The organism is Bradyrhizobium sp. C-145 (assembly GCF_023375135.1).
Taxonomy (GTDB): domain Bacteria; phylum Pseudomonadota; class Alphaproteobacteria; order Rhizobiales; family Xanthobacteraceae; genus Bradyrhizobium; species Bradyrhizobium zhanjiangense.
This window is the reverse complement of sequence record NZ_CP088150.1, coordinates 5,734,685-5,749,929: the sequence shown is the minus strand read 5'-3', so window position 1 is coordinate 5,749,929 and position 15,245 is coordinate 5,734,685. Positions and strand designations below refer to the sequence as shown.

Here is a 15,245-nt window from a genome sequence, read left to right as displayed (position 1 = left end):
CAGCATGTTGCAACGAACAATTTTCGTGGCGCTGCTCGTCGCGATCGCCGCTACGGACATCTATTGGTGGCTCAGCGCGCCGGTGGTGGCGGCTGCGAGCACCACGCCGCCGCCCCATGCGCCTGATCTTGCCAATGGCGAGGTGATGTTCAACGTCGGCGGCTGCGCGTCCTGCCATGCCGTTCCCAATCAGCCCGATCGTCTCAGGCTCGGTGGCGGCGTCGCGATCAAGTCGCCGTTCGGAACGTTCTACGCGCCGAACATCTCGCCCGATCCGGCCGACGGCATCGGCAAATGGACGGATGCCGATTTCGTCAATGCGGTGATGCACGGGGTCTCGCCGTCCGGGCAGCATTACTTTCCGGCGTTTCCCTACACCTCCTATCAGCACGCCAGGCGCGAGGACGTGCTCGATCTCTTTGCGTATCTGAAAACGCTGCCGGCCGTTGCAGGCAAAGTGCGTGACCACGACGTCGGATTTCCGTTCGACATCCGGCGCAACATCGGTATCTGGAAGTTCTTATTTCTGGACGACAAGCCCTTCGTCGCCGACGCCGCGAAGTCGCCGGAATTCAATCGCGGCGCCTATCTCGTGAACAGTTTCGGCCATTGCGCCGAATGCCACAGCCCGCGCAACGCGCTTGGCGGCATCATCTCCGGTGAGCGGTTTGCCGGCGGGCCCAATCCGGAAGGCGAGGGGTGGGTCCCCAACATCACCCAGAAGCGTCTCGGTGACTGGAGCGCGAAGGATATTGCCTATTTCCTCAAGACCGGCGAATTGCCCGACGGCGACAGCGCCGGCGGCGCGATGACGCGCGTCATCAAGAACACCTCGCAATTGCCGGATGCCGATCTCGCGGCGATGGCGGACTACGTCAAATCGCTGCCGCCGGTGGACGGGCCGACGCCGCCCAAGCGCAAGCAGGGCAGCTAGTGCAGCTCGATCGGATGTCCGTGGTTCACCTCTCCCCAACGGGGAGAGGTCGGATTGCGCCTGGCGATGCGAAGCATCGTCTAACCAAACTCATCCCGCACTACTGACGCGGCGCTAGCTCGTGCCGAACGCCTTGAACGTGATGATGGTGAGGGTGTCCTGGATGCCCGGCAGCACCTGCACCTTCTCGTTGACGAAGTGGCCGATGTCGGTGTCCTTGTCGACGTAGAACTTCACAAGGAGGTCGTATTGGCCGGCGGTGGAGTAGATCTCGGAGGCGATTTCGGCTTCGGCGAGCGCATTGGCGACCACATAGGACTGGCCGAGCTTGCATTTGATCTGGACGAAAAAGGGAACCATCGCGGTCACTCCGAAAGCACATCTGGCCGGCTAATAGGCCAAAACGGGCCGAATTTAGCAAGCGAGCTTGCCGGCCGCCAGATGCCGGCCCAGCGCTCAGGAGGCGACGGCCGCCGCGGCGAACGCATCCCTGAGCCGCTGCGCGAGCTCGACCTTGCGATAGGGCTTGGTCAGCACGATCGCCTGCGCATGCGCGCGGCCCTGCTCCACCAGGGTCTCCAGCGCGTAGCCCGAGGTGAACAGGACCGGCAGGCCCGGGCGAATCCGCCGCGCCTGATCGGCGAGCTCCCAACCGCTCATGCCGCCGGGCATCACGATGTCGGTGAACAGCATGTCGATGCTGGGGTCGGTGCGCAGCTGCTGCAGGGCCTCCTTGCCGTTGAACGCGGCGACGACGCGGTATCCGAGAGCTTCCACCCTGCGAATCGCGGAGGAGCGGACAAACGGATCGTCCTCGGCGATCAGAATGGTCTCGTAGCCTCTGGGTGCTGTGTCCTCGCCGTCCACGAGGTCGGCCTGTGTTTGCCCTGCATCAGCGCGCGGCAGGTAGATCCGGACCGTGGTCCCAAGGCCTGCCTCGCTGTAGATCGAGACATGGCCATTGGATTGCTTGGCAAAGCCATAGACCATGCTGAGGCCGAGGCCGGAGCCCTTGCCGACCTCCTTGGTGGTGAAGAACGGCTCGAAGGCGCGCGCGGTGACATCAGGCGTCATGCCTTCGCCGTCGTCGGTGACCGAGATCAACGCGTAAGTGCCGGATGCGACTTCCGGGTGAAGGACACGATAGTCGTCGTCGATCGCAACCAGCTCCGTGCTCAGCGCCAGATGTCCTCCTGATGGCATGGCATCCTGTGCGTTGAGCGCAAGGTTCAGCACCGCGGATTCGAGCTGGGTGCGGTCTGCAAAGGCCATGATCGTGCCGGGCCCGGAGCTCGTCCTGATCTCGACATTTTCGCGCAAGGTGCGCTTGAGCAGCTTGAACATGGAATCGAGCAGGCCGCGGCAATCGATCATCTGAGGCTGGAGCAACTGGCGGCGGCTGAACGCGAGCAGGCGCTGCGTCAGCTCGGCGCCCCGTTCGCCCGATTGGCAGATGTCGTCGGCAAACCGCTTGAGGTCGGGCCTCGCCTTGAGCTGCTCGCTGAGGTGCTCGGCGTTGCCGATGATGACGGTCAAGAGATTGTTGAAATCGTGCGCGATGCCGCCGGAGAGCTGGCCGACCGTCTCCATCTTCTGCGCCTGCTGGAGCTGCTGCTCGGTCAACTTGCGCGTGGTGAGGTCATGGATGATGCCGACGAAGATCAATTCGCCGTCCTGCCGCGCCTGGCCCACCGACAGGTCCATCGGAAAGGTCGATTCATCCTTGCGCAGGCCGATGGCCTCGCCGCCGGTCGCGAAATGCCCCGTGCGGCTGTCGGACGCAGCAGCTGCCTCGGGCATCAGCATGCCGATGTGCCGGCCCATCACCTCGTCAGCCCGGTAGCCGAACAAGCGCTCGCAGGCCGGATTGAACAACAGGATTCGATCCTGCGCATCGAACAGGATGACCCCGTCGACCGCGGTCTCGACGATTGCGGTGAGGCGCGCCATGCTGTCGCGCATCGCGCGCTGGGCTTCCCCGACCTGCTGGAGCAGGAGCGTCGCGTCCCGGCTCTTGATTTCCTCCTCCTCGAGCGCGGCCTGGACCTGCCGCAGCTCGAACGGAGAGGGAATCGTCAGGATCTTCGGCAGCAGCGGCCAGAGCGCAGCGGCGGTCACCACGGACGCGACCGCTGTGGTCGCCTTTACGAGGCCTTCGATGCCATAGATCGGGACCCAAAGCGTGTAGATCGACAGCACATGGGTCAGGCCGCACGCCATGATGAAGATCGCGAACGCCCAGTAGACCCAACCGAATTTGAGGTCGCGCCGCTTGGTGACGAGGATCGCGAGCGCGAACGGGATCGAAAAATAAGCGGCGGCGATGCAGGCGTCGGAAACGACATGGAGCCAGATCAGTTCGGGTTCCCACAACAGGCAAATGCCGTGCGGCGACAGCATCGAGGAGTCGAGGAGACGTTCAAAATAGGCCCACATAATTCCACCCCGGGAAGACGTGCGAGCCGGGGGCGGCTCGCGCGAATGGTGTCGCTGGACGATTCTACCACCTAACGTCTCACTCATCGGTGTGCACGCCAAGGGGCAGGCTATCAAGGCTATGGCGAGGCTCGATTTTTCAGGCCGGCACGATTGCGGGGGCATGCCGCGCCGGTTGCGGGCGCGACGGGCCGCCACGAATCATGGCGGCGGGCCGCCGCGCTTGCTGCTGTTCCACGGTCGCGCTAGGACAGGCCATGGCGGTGTCCTCCAGCACATGCATCCCGCGATGACGACCCCGGTCGCACTCACCATCGCCGGCTCCGATTCGAGCGGCGGCGCCGGCATCCAGGCGGACCTGAAGACTTTTGCCGCGCTCGGCGTCTATGGCGCCTCCGCCATCACGGCGCTGACGGCGCAGAACACGCGCGGCGTCACCGGCATTCACGCGGTGCCGGCGGAGTTCGTCACCGCACAGATCGATGCGGTGTTTTCCGATCTCGATGTCGGCGCGGTGAAGATCGGCATGGTGGCCCAGGCCGCCAGCATCGAGGCGATCGCGGCCGCGCTGTCGCGCTGGGCGCCGCGCCACGTGGTGCTCGATCCCGTGATGGTGGCAACATCAGGCGACCGCCTGCTGGCCTCCGAGGCCGTCGCAGCGTTGCGCACGAGACTGATACCGCTGGCCTCGGTGATCACGCCGAACCTGCCCGAGGCGGCCGCGCTGCTCGAGGAGCCCGTGGCGGAAAGCAAGGCCGAGATCGAAAGCCAGGGGCGCCGCCTGCTGGCGCTCGGCTGCCGCGCAGTCCTGGTCAAGGGCGGGCACGGCGAGGGCGCCGAGAGCATCGACTATCTGGTCGATGCCGACAGCACCATCGCGCTCGCTGCGCCGCGCCTCGCCACCAATAACACCCATGGCACCGGCTGCTCGCTGTCCTCGGCCGTCGCGGCGGGGCTTGCCAGGGGCGAGGATCTCGAGCAAGCAGTGCGCAATGCCAAATCCTGGATCAGCGCCGCGATCGGAGCCGCCGACCGCTTCAGCGTCGGGCATGGCCACGGGCCGATCCATCATTTCCACAAGTTTTACTGACGCGGGCTCGCTCAACCTCTCCCGCTTGCGGGAGAGGTCGCGCCGAAAGGCGCGGGTGAGGGCTCTCTCCACTCGGGGGTCATCGCTTGAGGAGGCACCCTCACCCCAACCCTCTCCCGCAGCGGGAGAGGGAGCGCACTTGCCTCGTGGGTTCCAGCGCGAATCTGGTCTGGCCGCTGCGGCGCCATGTCGCCTGATTGTCGCATGCGACTGATATTCGCGGGGAGGGCGAGGCAAGGCGTGATTCGTATTTGAAGGTGCCTCGAAGGTTCAATCGGTCATCCCCCTGTCACGGGACATTGTTACAGGCTGGCGCATGGGAAGCTACGATGTGAGTGATGAAAGCCCGGAGCGGCGCTTTCGCACGTTGTTCATCTCCGACGTCCATCTCGGAGCCCGCGGTTCTCAAGCCGACCTTCTGCTAGACTTTCTGCGCTACCACGATGCCGACACCATTTATCTCGTCGGCGACATCGTCGACGGCTGGGCGCTGAAATCGAGCTGGCACTGGCCGCAATCGCACAACGACCTGGTCCAGAAGCTGCTGCGCAAGGCGCGCAAGGGCGCCAAAATCATCTACATTCCCGGCAATCACGATGAGTTCCTGCGCAATTATTACGGCACTCATTTCGGCGGCATCGACGTGGTCGAGAACACCGTCCACACCGGCGTCGACGGCAAGCGCTATCTCGTCATCCACGGCGACATCTTCGACCTCGTGGTGCAGAACGCGCGCTGGCTCGCCCATCTCGGCGACAAGGCCTACGACTTCGCGATCCAGATGAATCGCTTGGTCAATTTCTTCCGCCGCCTGTTCGGCGTGCCCTATTGGTCGCTGTCGCAATGGGCCAAGCAGAAGGTCAAGAACGCCGTCAACTATATCGGCGCGTTCGAGCAGGCGCTCGCCGCCGAGGCGCGGCGCCATGAGGCCGACGGCGTGATCTGCGGCCACATACACTATGCCGTGATCCGCGACGAGGCCGGCATCCGTTACATGAATTGCGGCGACTGGGTCGAGAGCTGCACGGCCCTCGTCGAGCACGACGACGGCCATTTCGAGATCATCACCTGGGCGGATCATTTGCAGAAGCCCGCACAAGTCCCGCAGGTCGCGGCAAGAGCTGCCTGATGAGAGCTGCCTGATGCGCATCCTGGTCGCGACCGACGCCTGGCACCCGCAAGTCAACGGTGTGGTTCGGACGCTGACCAAGCTTGCTGACGCCGCCGAGGGGCTCGGCGTCGCGTTCACGTTCCTGACGCCGCAATCGTTCCGCACCTTCGCGATGCCGAGCTATCGCGACGTGCGCCTCGCGATGCCGCGTCCGGCGCGAATTGCAAAGCTGATCGAGGAGGCGCGCCCGGACAGCATCCACATTGCGACGGAGGGGCCGATCGGCCTGATGGTCCGCCGCTATTGCCGCCAGCGCAAGCTGCCGTTCACGACCAGCTTCCACACCCGCTTTCCCGAATATGTCCGTGCCCGCGTGCCGGTGCCGGGCTCGCTGATCTGGCGCGCGCTGCGCCGCTTCCATGCGCCCAGCCGTGCCGTGATGGCGGCAACGCCTGCGCTCGCCCGCGAGCTCGGCGATCGCGGCTTCGACAATGTCGTGCTGTGGCCGCGCGGCGTCGACACCGATTTGTTCCACCCGCGCGCGATCGACCTCTGTCTGCCGGCGCCGGTGTTCCTGTCGGTCGGCCGGGTTGCGGTGGAGAAGAATCTCAAGGCCTTTCTCGATCTCGATCTGCCCGGTACCAAGGTGATCGTCGGTCACGGTCCGGCGCGCGCCTCGCTCGAAGAGGCCTATCCCGATGCGATCTTCCTTGGCGAGAAGCACGGCGAGGCGCTGGCGGAAATCTATGCTGCGGCCGACGTCTTCGTGTTCCCGAGCAAGACCGACACGTTCGGTCTGGTCCTACTGGAAGCGCTCGCGAGCGGCCTGCCGGTGGCGGCCTTCCCGGTGAAGGGTCCGCGCGACGTGATCGGCAATGCGCCGGTCGGCGTTCTCGATCACGATCTGCGCAGCGCCTGTTTCGCCGCGCTCGACATCTCCCGGCAGGACTGCGTCGCGTTCGCCGCCAATTACACCTGGGAGGCTTCGGCCAGGGCTTTCGTGGCTAGCATCGAGGCGGTCGGCGCGGTACTGCCCGGCCGGAACAGGGCGGAACAGCCACGCTTCGTCGCCTGACGGGGAAAATCCTCGCGGGGAGGTGTCTTGCCCGCGGCTCGTCGGCCGCGATAAAGTCGGCCATGACCGAACAGCTCCTTCCGGTCGGCCCCGCCGACATCGACGCCGCAGCGCGCGTGATCGCGCCTTACGCCATCCGCACCCCGCTGTTGTCTTTTCCCGTGCTCAACGAGCGCGTCGGCGCAAAGGTCTTCCTGAAGCCGGAAATGCTCCAGCGCACCGGCTCCTTCAAGTTCCGCGGCGCCTTCAACAAAGTGTTCTCGATTCCGCAGGACAAGCGCGCCGGCGGCGTCGTCGCGTTCTCCTCGGGCAACCACGCCCAGGGCGTGGCGGCCGCGGCAAAAATCCTCGACATGCAGGCGACGATCGTGATGCCGGCGGATGCGCCGCTGTCCAAGCGCGAGCGCACCAAATCCTACGGCGCAGAGGTCGTGCTGTACGATCGCGATCGCGACGACCGCGAGGCGATCTCGCGCGGCATCGCCGAGAAGCGCGGCGCGACGCTGGTCAAGCCGTATGACGATCCCTTCGTGATTGCGGGGCAGGGCACCGCCGGCCGCGAGATCGCCGAGGACATGGCGGGCCTCGGCCTTGCCCCCGATATCGTGGTGGCGCCGGCCTCCGGCGGCGGTCTGATCGCGGGCGTCGCCACGGCGGTGAAAGCGCGCTATCCGCTAGCCGAGATCGTGGTCGCCGAGCCCGAGGCGTTCGACGATCACGGCATTTCGCTGACCGCCGGCCATCGCGAGCCGCATCCGCCCGCGGGCCGCACCATCTGCGATGCGCTGATGGCCCTGATGCCCGGCGAGATGACCTTTGCGATCAACAGCAAGCTGCTCGCGCGCGGCGTCACGGCCTCGGATGCCGAGGTCGGCGCCGCCGTCGCGTTCGCCTATCGCGAGCTGAAGCTCGTGGTGGAGCCGGGCGGCGCCGTGGGCCTTGCCGCGCTGCTCGCGGGACGTCTCGACGTCGCTGGCAAGAACGTCGTCATCGTGCTCTCCGGCGGCAATGTCGATGCGGAGTTGTTCGCAGAGCTGGTGGCTTAGGTGTCATTCCGGGCGCGCGCGAGCGCGAACCCGGAATCCATTTCCTCACCGACCTGCTGCACAATGGATTCCGGGCCTGCGCCTCTCGGCGCATCTCGGAATGACAATGTTCAGAGCTGACATGAAGAAAGGGGCAGAGCGTTGCCGCTCTGCCCCCTTGTCGTGTGCGCTTCTTGCGCGATCAGTGCATGAAGCTCCGGCGATTGTTGCCGCCGCCCGTGCTCGGCGCCTGGTTCATCGACTGCCGGAAGTTGTTGCTGCTGTTGACCATGCGGTTCGGCATCGTGTTGAGCTGCGGACGATTGGTCTGCACGTTATTCTGCACCTGCACCTTGTTCACCGGATTGTTGTTGAGCTTCACGATACCGGTGTTGCCGTTGTTGATGCGGATCGGGTGGTTCTGGGTCTGAACGGGCTTCACATCGATAGTCGAGTCACCCATACCGACATTCACCGGCATGCTCACGATCTTGCCCGGCTTGCCGTTGGCGTTGCTGGCATTCGGCTTGGTGTTGGTCACCGGCAGCGTCACGATCTTGCCGGTGCCGCCAGTGTTGTTGCTCGTGTTGGTCGGCGCGGGCAGGGTGACGATCTTGCCCGGGGTCTGCGACGGCGTGCCGTTCGGCTGGTTGTTGCCTGAGGGCAGGTTGATGATCTGGCCACCATTGCCGAGCTTGCCGATGACGTTACCGTCGATCGGCTTCTGCACGACCGGCAGATTGCCGTTCACTTGCGCGCCGCCATTGCCCTGCTGCATCAGCGGCATGTATTTGGGCTGGCCGAGATTGCCGATCTTCAGCGTCGGGGCGATGTTCTGTGGCGCCAGGAACTTGGTCGCTTGCATCAACGGGATCTGCTTCGGCTGCGCCTGCAGTTTCAGCGCGACTTGCGCATAGGGGCTGTTGCTGTAGCTGTCATAGAAGCTCTTGTAGCCGAGCGGCGAGTTCGCGAGCACGGCCTTGTGCCAGGCCTGCGAGACCAGGAGATTGTTGAGCAGCCAGCGGATGTGGTCGCACAGCGGATCGTGCGGGTACATCTGGATGAACTCCTGATAATATTCCGGCCGGCCCTCGGACACGACGTAATCATAGGCCTGGCGGGTCGAGCGGCTCGGCAGGTTGGAGGCCATCTGCACCACCGGCTCTTTCACCGGCGCGCGGTTGGCGGCAACGGCGGTGTCGCCGAAGAAGGTGAAGTCGCTCGTCAACGACGAGCTCTCCCACGGAATCTGCGCGCCGCTGGTGGTCTGGTTCACCTGCAGGCGCACGCGCTTGAACAGCTGCTCGATTGGCACATTGGGCTCGCGTGCGACGTTGAGGAAGGCTTGCGTGTAGGGGCTGTGGCCGCTGGTGCCGTCGAGCGCTTCGGCGCCCGGCGCGGTCGAGTAGCCGACGATCGAGCCGTTCGGCGCATCGACGATGGCTAGGCCGCGGCCGGCGTCGTTGACTTGGGGGAACGGGTTGTTGCGGCAGGCATCGAGGATGACGATGCGCATGCGGCTCGGGATCGTCTCCAGCGTCGACATCACGTCGACCAGACGCACCGAATTGTTGACGAGCTCGGTCGGGCTCGACACCTTGGCGTCGACGGGAACGAGATAGTTCTCGCCGGCGAGCTGCACGCCGTGACCGGCGTAATAGACCATCGCCACCGTGTTCGGACCGCGCGAAGCGACCTTGGCGGAAAAGTCCTGCACCACGCGCAGCATGTCGTTCTGGGTCAGGTCAGTCGCGGCGACCACCTCGAAGCCTGCCGAGTTCAGGAATTGCGCCATCGATTGCGCGTCATCGTCGGGGTTCGCAAGTTGCGGCGCGTTCTGGTAGTTCGCATTGCCGATCACCAGCGCCACCCGCTGCTCCGGGCCTTGCAGCGCGGTGGGAGCCGGCTGGGCCGGGGCGACTTGCGCGGAAACGGGCCCGCAGGTGAAGCCGAACAGGCTTCCCAAGAGGCTAGCCGTCATCAGGAAAGGCTTTAGGCGGAACATGGCGTGCTCCTTTGCCACTCATCTCGATGCGAGATTGGTTGCGAGCAAGCCTGGGCGCGTTCAAGTCCGGCGTCCGTGATCCCTATCACGATGGTAAGTTGCGTGATCTGAATCACGCTTAGAACCCGCTATGGTTGGGGATCGATTGGGAGGATGGCCTCCGCGCAGTCGATCGACTATTGTCGATTCATGTCGCGCCTTATGTGTCTATTCGTTGCGGTCATCCTGTCTCTGCTGCCCGCAGTCGCACCCGCCGAGCCCGTTCAGAAGCGTCCCAAGCCGGTCTGGCGCGGCTACGGCTTCCTGCCAGGCTATCGCCAGCCGCTAAGCAACAGCATTCCGCTCTACAAGCAGAAGGACGCGATGCGTCGCCTGTCGCGCGCCGACCGGCGCCACTGGTACATCGATCCGGTCCCTCAGTATTATCGTTGGGATGGCGAGTGGCACTATTTCGGCCGCCCCGGCTTCGGCGGCGGCCGCTACAATGGCGGCAGTTTCGGTCCATGCTGGACGCGGACGCCGATCGGGCCGGTCTGGAATTGCGGGTGACGAGGGGGCGCGGCTAGCCCGTCATTGCGAGCGCAGCGAAGCAATCCAGAATCTTGCCGCGGAGGGATTCCGGATTGATTCGCTTCGCTCGCAATGACGATGTGGCGAGAGCGCGCGCTCTCTTACGAGAAGAACGCGATCTTCTCGGCCTGGGTCATGCGGCGGATCGGCGCGAGCGGGTCGTTGGCGGCGGCGCGGGGCTTTTGCAGGATGCCGCTGGCGAGGATGGTGGCGCCGAGCGAGGGCTCGGGCAAGGACGTGGATAAGGGCGAGGGCATCGGCAGGGTCGCGCTCGGTGCCGCGGCGAATGTTGCCGTGGTCGCCATGGCCGGGGCCGGCGGCTCCATCACTTCGGCAGCGGCTTCCGCAATGGCGTCGGTGAGGCGCGCGAGCGAGTCCATCGCGATCGGCGCGTCCGCGGCGGGCTCGTCCGCGACCGCTGCGACGACCGGCTCTGGCGCGATCGGCTCCGCTGCAACGGGAGCTGCGACCTCCGCAGCCGTCGGCTCCGGAGCGACCGCTTCCATCTCCACCGGCTCGATGATCTCGTCGAACTCCGGATCGGGCGCGGCCATCTCTAGCGCGATGGCCTCGAGGATGGCTTCATCCTCGGCTTCCGCGGCGGCGTCGAGCGAGAACTCGTCGGTGACCTCCGGGATCGCAGTGGGCTCTGCGGCGGGCTCTTCAAAAGCGACGTCTTCATGCGCCGCTTCTTCACGTGCGGCTTCTTCAGGTGCTGCCTGGCTTTTGGCGACGGTCTCGGGCGCGATTGCCTGCTTGGCAACGGCGGAAGTATCAGTGATGCCAGCTGCTTCGACCTCGGGAGCGGCGGCGATGTCCTGCGACGTCTCCGTAAAAGCCACGGGGGCTTCGCTCGCCGTCGCGCCAAGCGCGACCTCCGAATGCGGCGCTTCTGCCGCGGATGACGGTGCCTCCTGCCTGGGAGCCGGCGCGGCCTGCGGCGTTGCGTCGCCGTCAAGCTGCTCGACCCGATCCTTCAGTAGATCGAAGGCGGCCTTGAGCTCGACGCGGGGATCGATGGTCGAGATCTGCCCGCAGGCGGCCTCGATCGAGGCGAGCTGCGAATCAATGAGGTCGCAGATTCGCCCGTCGGCGCCGATCTCGCGCCAGCGCCAGGAGATCTCCTTGATGATGCGCACCCCGCGCGGAATCGGCGCGAGGCTCGCCTCGATCGCCGCGGGATCGAACGCTGCGATCGCGATCGTCTCGGCCTCGCGGATGGCGCGGCGAATCTCGATCAGCGCCTCAGGCAGGCGGTCCTCGACGACGGGTTGTCGCTGTGCCGCAAGGGTTTCTTCGATCTTCGCGACCGCATCGAGCACCATGCGCGTATCGGCGTTGCGGTTGCGCTTGGCATATTCGCCGAGGAACCAGCGGCCGCGCGCGGTTTCCATGAAGGCTTCGCGGATCGCGTCGTAATCCTGCTCGTTCGGCTCGGCCGCGCGGGCAGACATGGGCGAGAGGGCGAATGCTTCGTTGGCCATGACAATCTCGTCGCGCAAATCACCGCGCGTTACTGTAACGATCACCACGATATCGACCGAATCGCAATTGGTTTGATGCAGTCCGAATCACAAATCCCCATCGCGGCAGCGAAGAAGCGGCGATTTGCCGTGAGTCTTGCCCTGTTCTATTCGGCTGTCTTCGCGGTCGCGGGCACGCATCTGCCGTTCTTCCCGGTTTGGCTGAAGGCGATCGGCATCGACGCGGCCTGGATCGGGCTCATCAACGCGCTGCCGGCGATCACGCGCTTCACCACGCTGCCGCAAGTGACCGCCTTTGCCGAAAAGCGACAGGCCATTCGCACTGCCATGATGGTGTCGGTGCTGGCGACGGCGATCGGTTTTACCGCGGTCGGCTTGCAGCAGCAGCCGCTGGCGCTGCTCCTGATCTATGCGCTTACCTGCGTGATGTGGACGCCGACGACCCCACTGACCGACGCCTATGCACTGCGCGGTGTCGCGCGTTACGGGCTCGACTACGGACCGTTGCGGCTGTGGGGCTCGGCGGCGTTTGCCGCCGGCTCGCTCGCCTGCGGCTATCTCGTCGACAGCATCGCGCCGCGCGACCTGATCTGGGTCATCGTCGCATGGGCCGTCGTTGCGGTTCTCGCCAGTCTGCTGCTTCAGCCGCTCGACGATGTCAGGCGCAAGACCACCGAGACGCATGCCGGCAAGGCGCTGCTGCGCGATGCCGGCTTCTGGGCCATCATCGCCTCGGCGGCGCTGATCCAGGGCAGCCACGTCGCCTATTACACCTTCTCGGCCATCAACTGGCAGCTCCATGGGATCAGCGGGCTGACGATCGCGGGGCTGTGGACGTTGGGCGTGATCGCCGAGATCGTCGTGTTCGCGCTGTCGCCGCGCTTCTCGCTGCATCCGTCCACGATGATGGCGATCGGGGGGCTAAGCGCCGTGGTGCGCTGGATCGTCACCGCCAACGAGCCGCCGCTGGCGCTGCTCGCGATCGTGCAGCTCGGCCATGGTCTCAGCTTCGGCATGACCATCGTCGGCACCATGAATCTCCTGGTGCAGCGCGTACCGCCGCATCAGATCGCGCGGGGGCAGGGCTACTACGCCGCGTGCAACGGTCTATTGGGCGCAACGACCTCGATCGCGTCAGGCGCGATCTACGCCCTCATCGGCGACGGCCTGTACTACGTCATGGCGGCGATGGCCGCTGCCGGTGCGCTCGTGATCTGGTCAGCGCGGCATCAGCTCCAGGCTCATCCCCACAGCGAGGCGTCCGGCGGATAGACCAGGCTTTCGTCGTAACGCAGGCCGTGATCGCGATCGCGCGCCAGCAGCAGCGGGCCGTCGAGATCGACGAAGCGCGCCTGCGGCGTCACCAGCATCGCAGGCGCCATCGACAGCGAGGTCGCGACCATGCAGCCGATCATGATCTCGAAGCCGAGCGCTTGCGCGGCATCGGCCATTGCCAGCGCCTCGGTGAGGCCGCCGGTTTTGTCGAGCTTGATGTTCACGGCGTCGTAGCGTGCGCGCAGCGGCGCGAGCGACGAGCGGTCATGCACGCTCTCGTCGGCGCAGACCGCGAGCGGGCGCTTGATTCGTGCCAGCGCCTCGTCCTTGCCTGATGGCAGCGGCTGCTCCACGAGGGTGACGCCGGCGGCGGCACAGGCGGCAAGATTGTGCTCCAGATTGGCCTCGCTCCAGGCCTCGTTGGCATCGACGATCAGCTCGGATTTGGGAGCGGCCTTGCGCACGGCCGCGATCCGCATCCCATCGCCTTCGCCGCCGAGCTTGACCTTGAGCAGCGGACGGTGTGCGGCCTTGGCGGTTGCCGCGGCCATGGCCTCGGGTGTGCCCAGCGAGATGGTGTAGGCGGTGGTGCGTTCGCGGGGCGTCGGGTGGCTCAGCAGGTTCCAGGCCCGCAGGCCGCCAGCCTTGGCCTCGAGGTCGATCAGGGCGCAATCCAGCGCGTTACGGGCCGCACCGGGCGGCATGGCGGCCTGGAGGGCCTGTCGGGTCAGCCCAGCGGCCACCGCGTCCTGCATGGCCTCGATGGCGGCCAGCGTCGCCTCGGGCGTCTCGCCATAGCGAGGATAGGGCACGCACTCGCCGCGGCCGGTCAGGCCGGCCTGGCTGATCTCCGCCACGACCGTCACGGCCTCGGTCTTGGCCCCCCGGCTGATGTTAAAGCTGCCGGCGATGGGGAAGCGCTCGATTCGCGCCGCCAGGGAGGCAAATTTCATGGAAGTCATTTTGAACTCTGGCGAAATCTGAACCTGCTAGTTACCTGTAGCAACTAACAATGGGCAGTTGGGGATACCTTCTCTAGGTAAGGGCGCGTGCGCAACCATCCGATTCTATCCGTTTCCTGCGCCTCGGCACGGGAGCGGACATCTTGAGTGGCGATCCGAAGCTGGAGCGGATTGCCAAGGGCAATGCGCTGGCACTCTGCGCCACCGGAACCTGGACCGCGAGCTTCGCGCCGGTCCTGGAGCGGATGGTGGCGGACGCCGAGAAGCTCGCCGGCGGCTCCCAAAGCATCTTCATCGACGTCTCCGAGGTCGCCAAGCTCGACACCTTCGGCGCCTGGCTGATCGAGCGGCTGCGCCGCAGCCTGACGCAAGGCGCCGTCGAGGCGCAGATCGCCGGGCTCTCCGCCAATTATTCCAGCCTCGTCGACGAGGTGCGGCGGGTGCGGGCGACCCCCGTGATCGACAGCAGCCCGATCACCATCACCGGCATGCTGGAGCAGATCGGCCGTACCGCGGCCGGCGTTGCCGGCACCGTGGCGGGCCTCGTCGACATGCTCGGCGCGGTGCTCGCGGCAGGCTTTCGCGTCTTGCTCCATCCGCGCTCGCTCCGCCTGACCTCGACCGTGCACCACATGGAGCAGGTCTGCTGGCGCGCAGTGCCGATCATCGTGCTGATCACCTTCCTGATCGGCTGCATCATCGCGCAGCAGGGCATCTTTCATTTTCGCAGGTTCGGCGCCGATATCTTCGTTGTCGACATGCTCGGCGTGCTCGTGCTGCGCGAGATCGGTGTGCTCTTGGTCGCGATCATGGTGGCGGGCCGTTCGGGCAGCGCCTACACCGCCGAGCTCGGCTCGATGAAGATGCGCGAGGAGATCGACGCGCTGCGCACCATGGGGTTCGACCCGATCGAGGTCCTGGTGCTTCCGCGCATGATGGCGCTCGTGATTGCGCTGCCGATCCTCGCTTTCCTCGGCGCGATGGCCGCGCTCTATGGCGGCGGTCTCGTCGCCTGGCTTTATGGCGGCGTCGAGCCGGAGGCCTTCCTGTTGCGGCTGCGCGACGCCATCTCGATCGATCATTTCATCGTCGGCATTGTCAAGGCGCCGGTGATGGCCGCCGTGATCGGCATCGTCGCCTGCGTCGAAGGACTCGCCGTGCAGGGGAGCGCGGAATCGCTGGGACAGCACACCACGGCGTCGGTGGTGAAGGGCATTTTCTTCGTCATCGTGATGGACGGCGTGTTCGCCATCTTCTTCGCCTCGATCGGGATGTGAC

Annotated in this window: 13 protein-coding genes; 8 read left to right on the top strand and 5 right to left on the bottom strand. The window is 65.5% G+C overall.

Going from position 1 to position 15,245, the window contains the following annotated elements; genetic code table 11:
* Window positions 1-4: 4 nt before the first annotated feature.
* Window positions 5-934, top strand: coding sequence for a cytochrome c (locus LRP30_RS27215; RefSeq protein ID WP_249756720.1), 930 nt, complete (start codon window positions 5-7; stop codon window positions 932-934).
* 114 nt (window positions 935-1,048) lie between these two features.
* On the opposite strand, the gene LRP30_RS27210 is transcribed toward LRP30_RS27215, so the two are convergent.
* Both LRP30_RS27210 and LRP30_RS27205 read right to left on the bottom strand, forming a co-directional pair.
* Window positions 1,049-1,294: an Lrp/AsnC family transcriptional regulator gene (locus LRP30_RS27210; protein WP_091891994.1), complete on the bottom strand. Its 246-nt coding sequence runs from the start codon at window positions 1,292-1,294 to the stop codon at window positions 1,049-1,051.
* 96 nt (window positions 1,295-1,390) lie between these two features.
* A complete protein-coding gene (locus LRP30_RS27205) occupies window positions 1,391-3,370 on the bottom strand; it encodes a PAS domain-containing sensor histidine kinase (protein ID WP_249756719.1) in 1,980 nt (659 codons plus the stop codon).
* Window positions 3,371-3,659: 289 nt separating this feature from the next.
* Between LRP30_RS27205 and thiD the strand changes: the two genes are divergently transcribed.
* The 4 genes from thiD (at window position 3,660) to LRP30_RS27185 (ending at window position 7,692) form a co-directional block, all read left to right on the top strand.
* On the top strand, window positions 3,660-4,460 hold the full coding sequence (gene thiD / locus LRP30_RS27200; RefSeq protein ID WP_128937314.1) for a bifunctional hydroxymethylpyrimidine kinase/phosphomethylpyrimidine kinase: 801 nt from the start codon (window positions 3,660-3,662) through the stop codon (window positions 4,458-4,460).
* A gap of 316 nt (window positions 4,461-4,776) precedes the next feature.
* Complete coding sequence (locus LRP30_RS27195; RefSeq protein ID WP_091891998.1) at window positions 4,777-5,589, top strand: UDP-2,3-diacylglucosamine diphosphatase; 813 nt, start codon at window positions 4,777-4,779, stop codon at window positions 5,587-5,589.
* 13 nt (window positions 5,590-5,602) lie between these two features.
* Entirely contained in the window at window positions 5,603-6,646 is a 1,044-nt protein-coding gene (locus tag LRP30_RS27190; protein ID WP_249756718.1) for a glycosyltransferase family 1 protein, read from the top strand.
* Between the two features lie 62 nt (window positions 6,647-6,708).
* The gene (locus tag LRP30_RS27185; protein WP_128944935.1) at window positions 6,709-7,692 is read left to right on the top strand and encodes a threonine/serine dehydratase; all 984 of its coding nucleotides are present in this window, start codon (window positions 6,709-6,711) and stop codon (window positions 7,690-7,692) included.
* Window positions 7,693-7,873: 181 nt separating this feature from the next.
* On the opposite strand, the gene LRP30_RS27180 is transcribed toward LRP30_RS27185, so the two are convergent.
* Window positions 7,874-9,676 carry a caspase family protein gene (locus LRP30_RS27180; protein ID WP_249756717.1) on the bottom strand — a complete coding sequence of 601 codons (1,803 nt, stop codon included), beginning with the start codon at window positions 9,674-9,676 and terminating at the stop codon, window positions 7,874-7,876.
* A 189-nt stretch (window positions 9,677-9,865) separates the two neighbouring features.
* Between LRP30_RS27180 and LRP30_RS27175 the strand changes: the two genes are divergently transcribed.
* Window positions 9,866-10,225, top strand: coding sequence for a hypothetical protein (locus LRP30_RS27175; RefSeq protein WP_128937315.1), 360 nt, complete (start codon window positions 9,866-9,868; stop codon window positions 10,223-10,225).
* Window positions 10,226-10,347: 122 nt separating this feature from the next.
* On the opposite strand, the gene LRP30_RS27170 is transcribed toward LRP30_RS27175, so the two are convergent.
* Entirely contained in the window at window positions 10,348-11,730 is a 1,383-nt protein-coding gene (locus LRP30_RS27170; RefSeq protein WP_249756716.1) for a hypothetical protein, read from the bottom strand.
* A gap of 75 nt (window positions 11,731-11,805) precedes the next feature.
* Between LRP30_RS27170 and LRP30_RS27165 the strand changes: the two genes are divergently transcribed.
* The gene (locus tag LRP30_RS27165) at window positions 11,806-13,002 is read left to right on the top strand and encodes an MFS transporter (RefSeq protein WP_249756715.1); all 1,197 of its coding nucleotides are present in this window, start codon (window positions 11,806-11,808) and stop codon (window positions 13,000-13,002) included.
* Here LRP30_RS27165 and dgcA read toward each other — a convergent pair.
* Complete coding sequence (gene dgcA / locus LRP30_RS27160; RefSeq protein WP_249756714.1) at window positions 12,972-13,967, bottom strand: N-acetyl-D-Glu racemase DgcA; 996 nt, start codon at window positions 13,965-13,967, stop codon at window positions 12,972-12,974. The genes LRP30_RS27165 and dgcA overlap by 31 nt on opposite strands.
* Window positions 13,968-14,110: 143 nt before the next feature.
* On the opposite strand from dgcA, the gene LRP30_RS27155 reads away from it, so the two are divergent.
* Window positions 14,111-15,244 (top strand): ABC transporter permease, encoded by a 1,134-nt coding sequence (locus tag LRP30_RS27155; RefSeq protein ID WP_128932769.1) that lies wholly within the window; start codon window positions 14,111-14,113, stop codon window positions 15,242-15,244.
* Window position 15,245 lies beyond the last annotated feature (1 nt).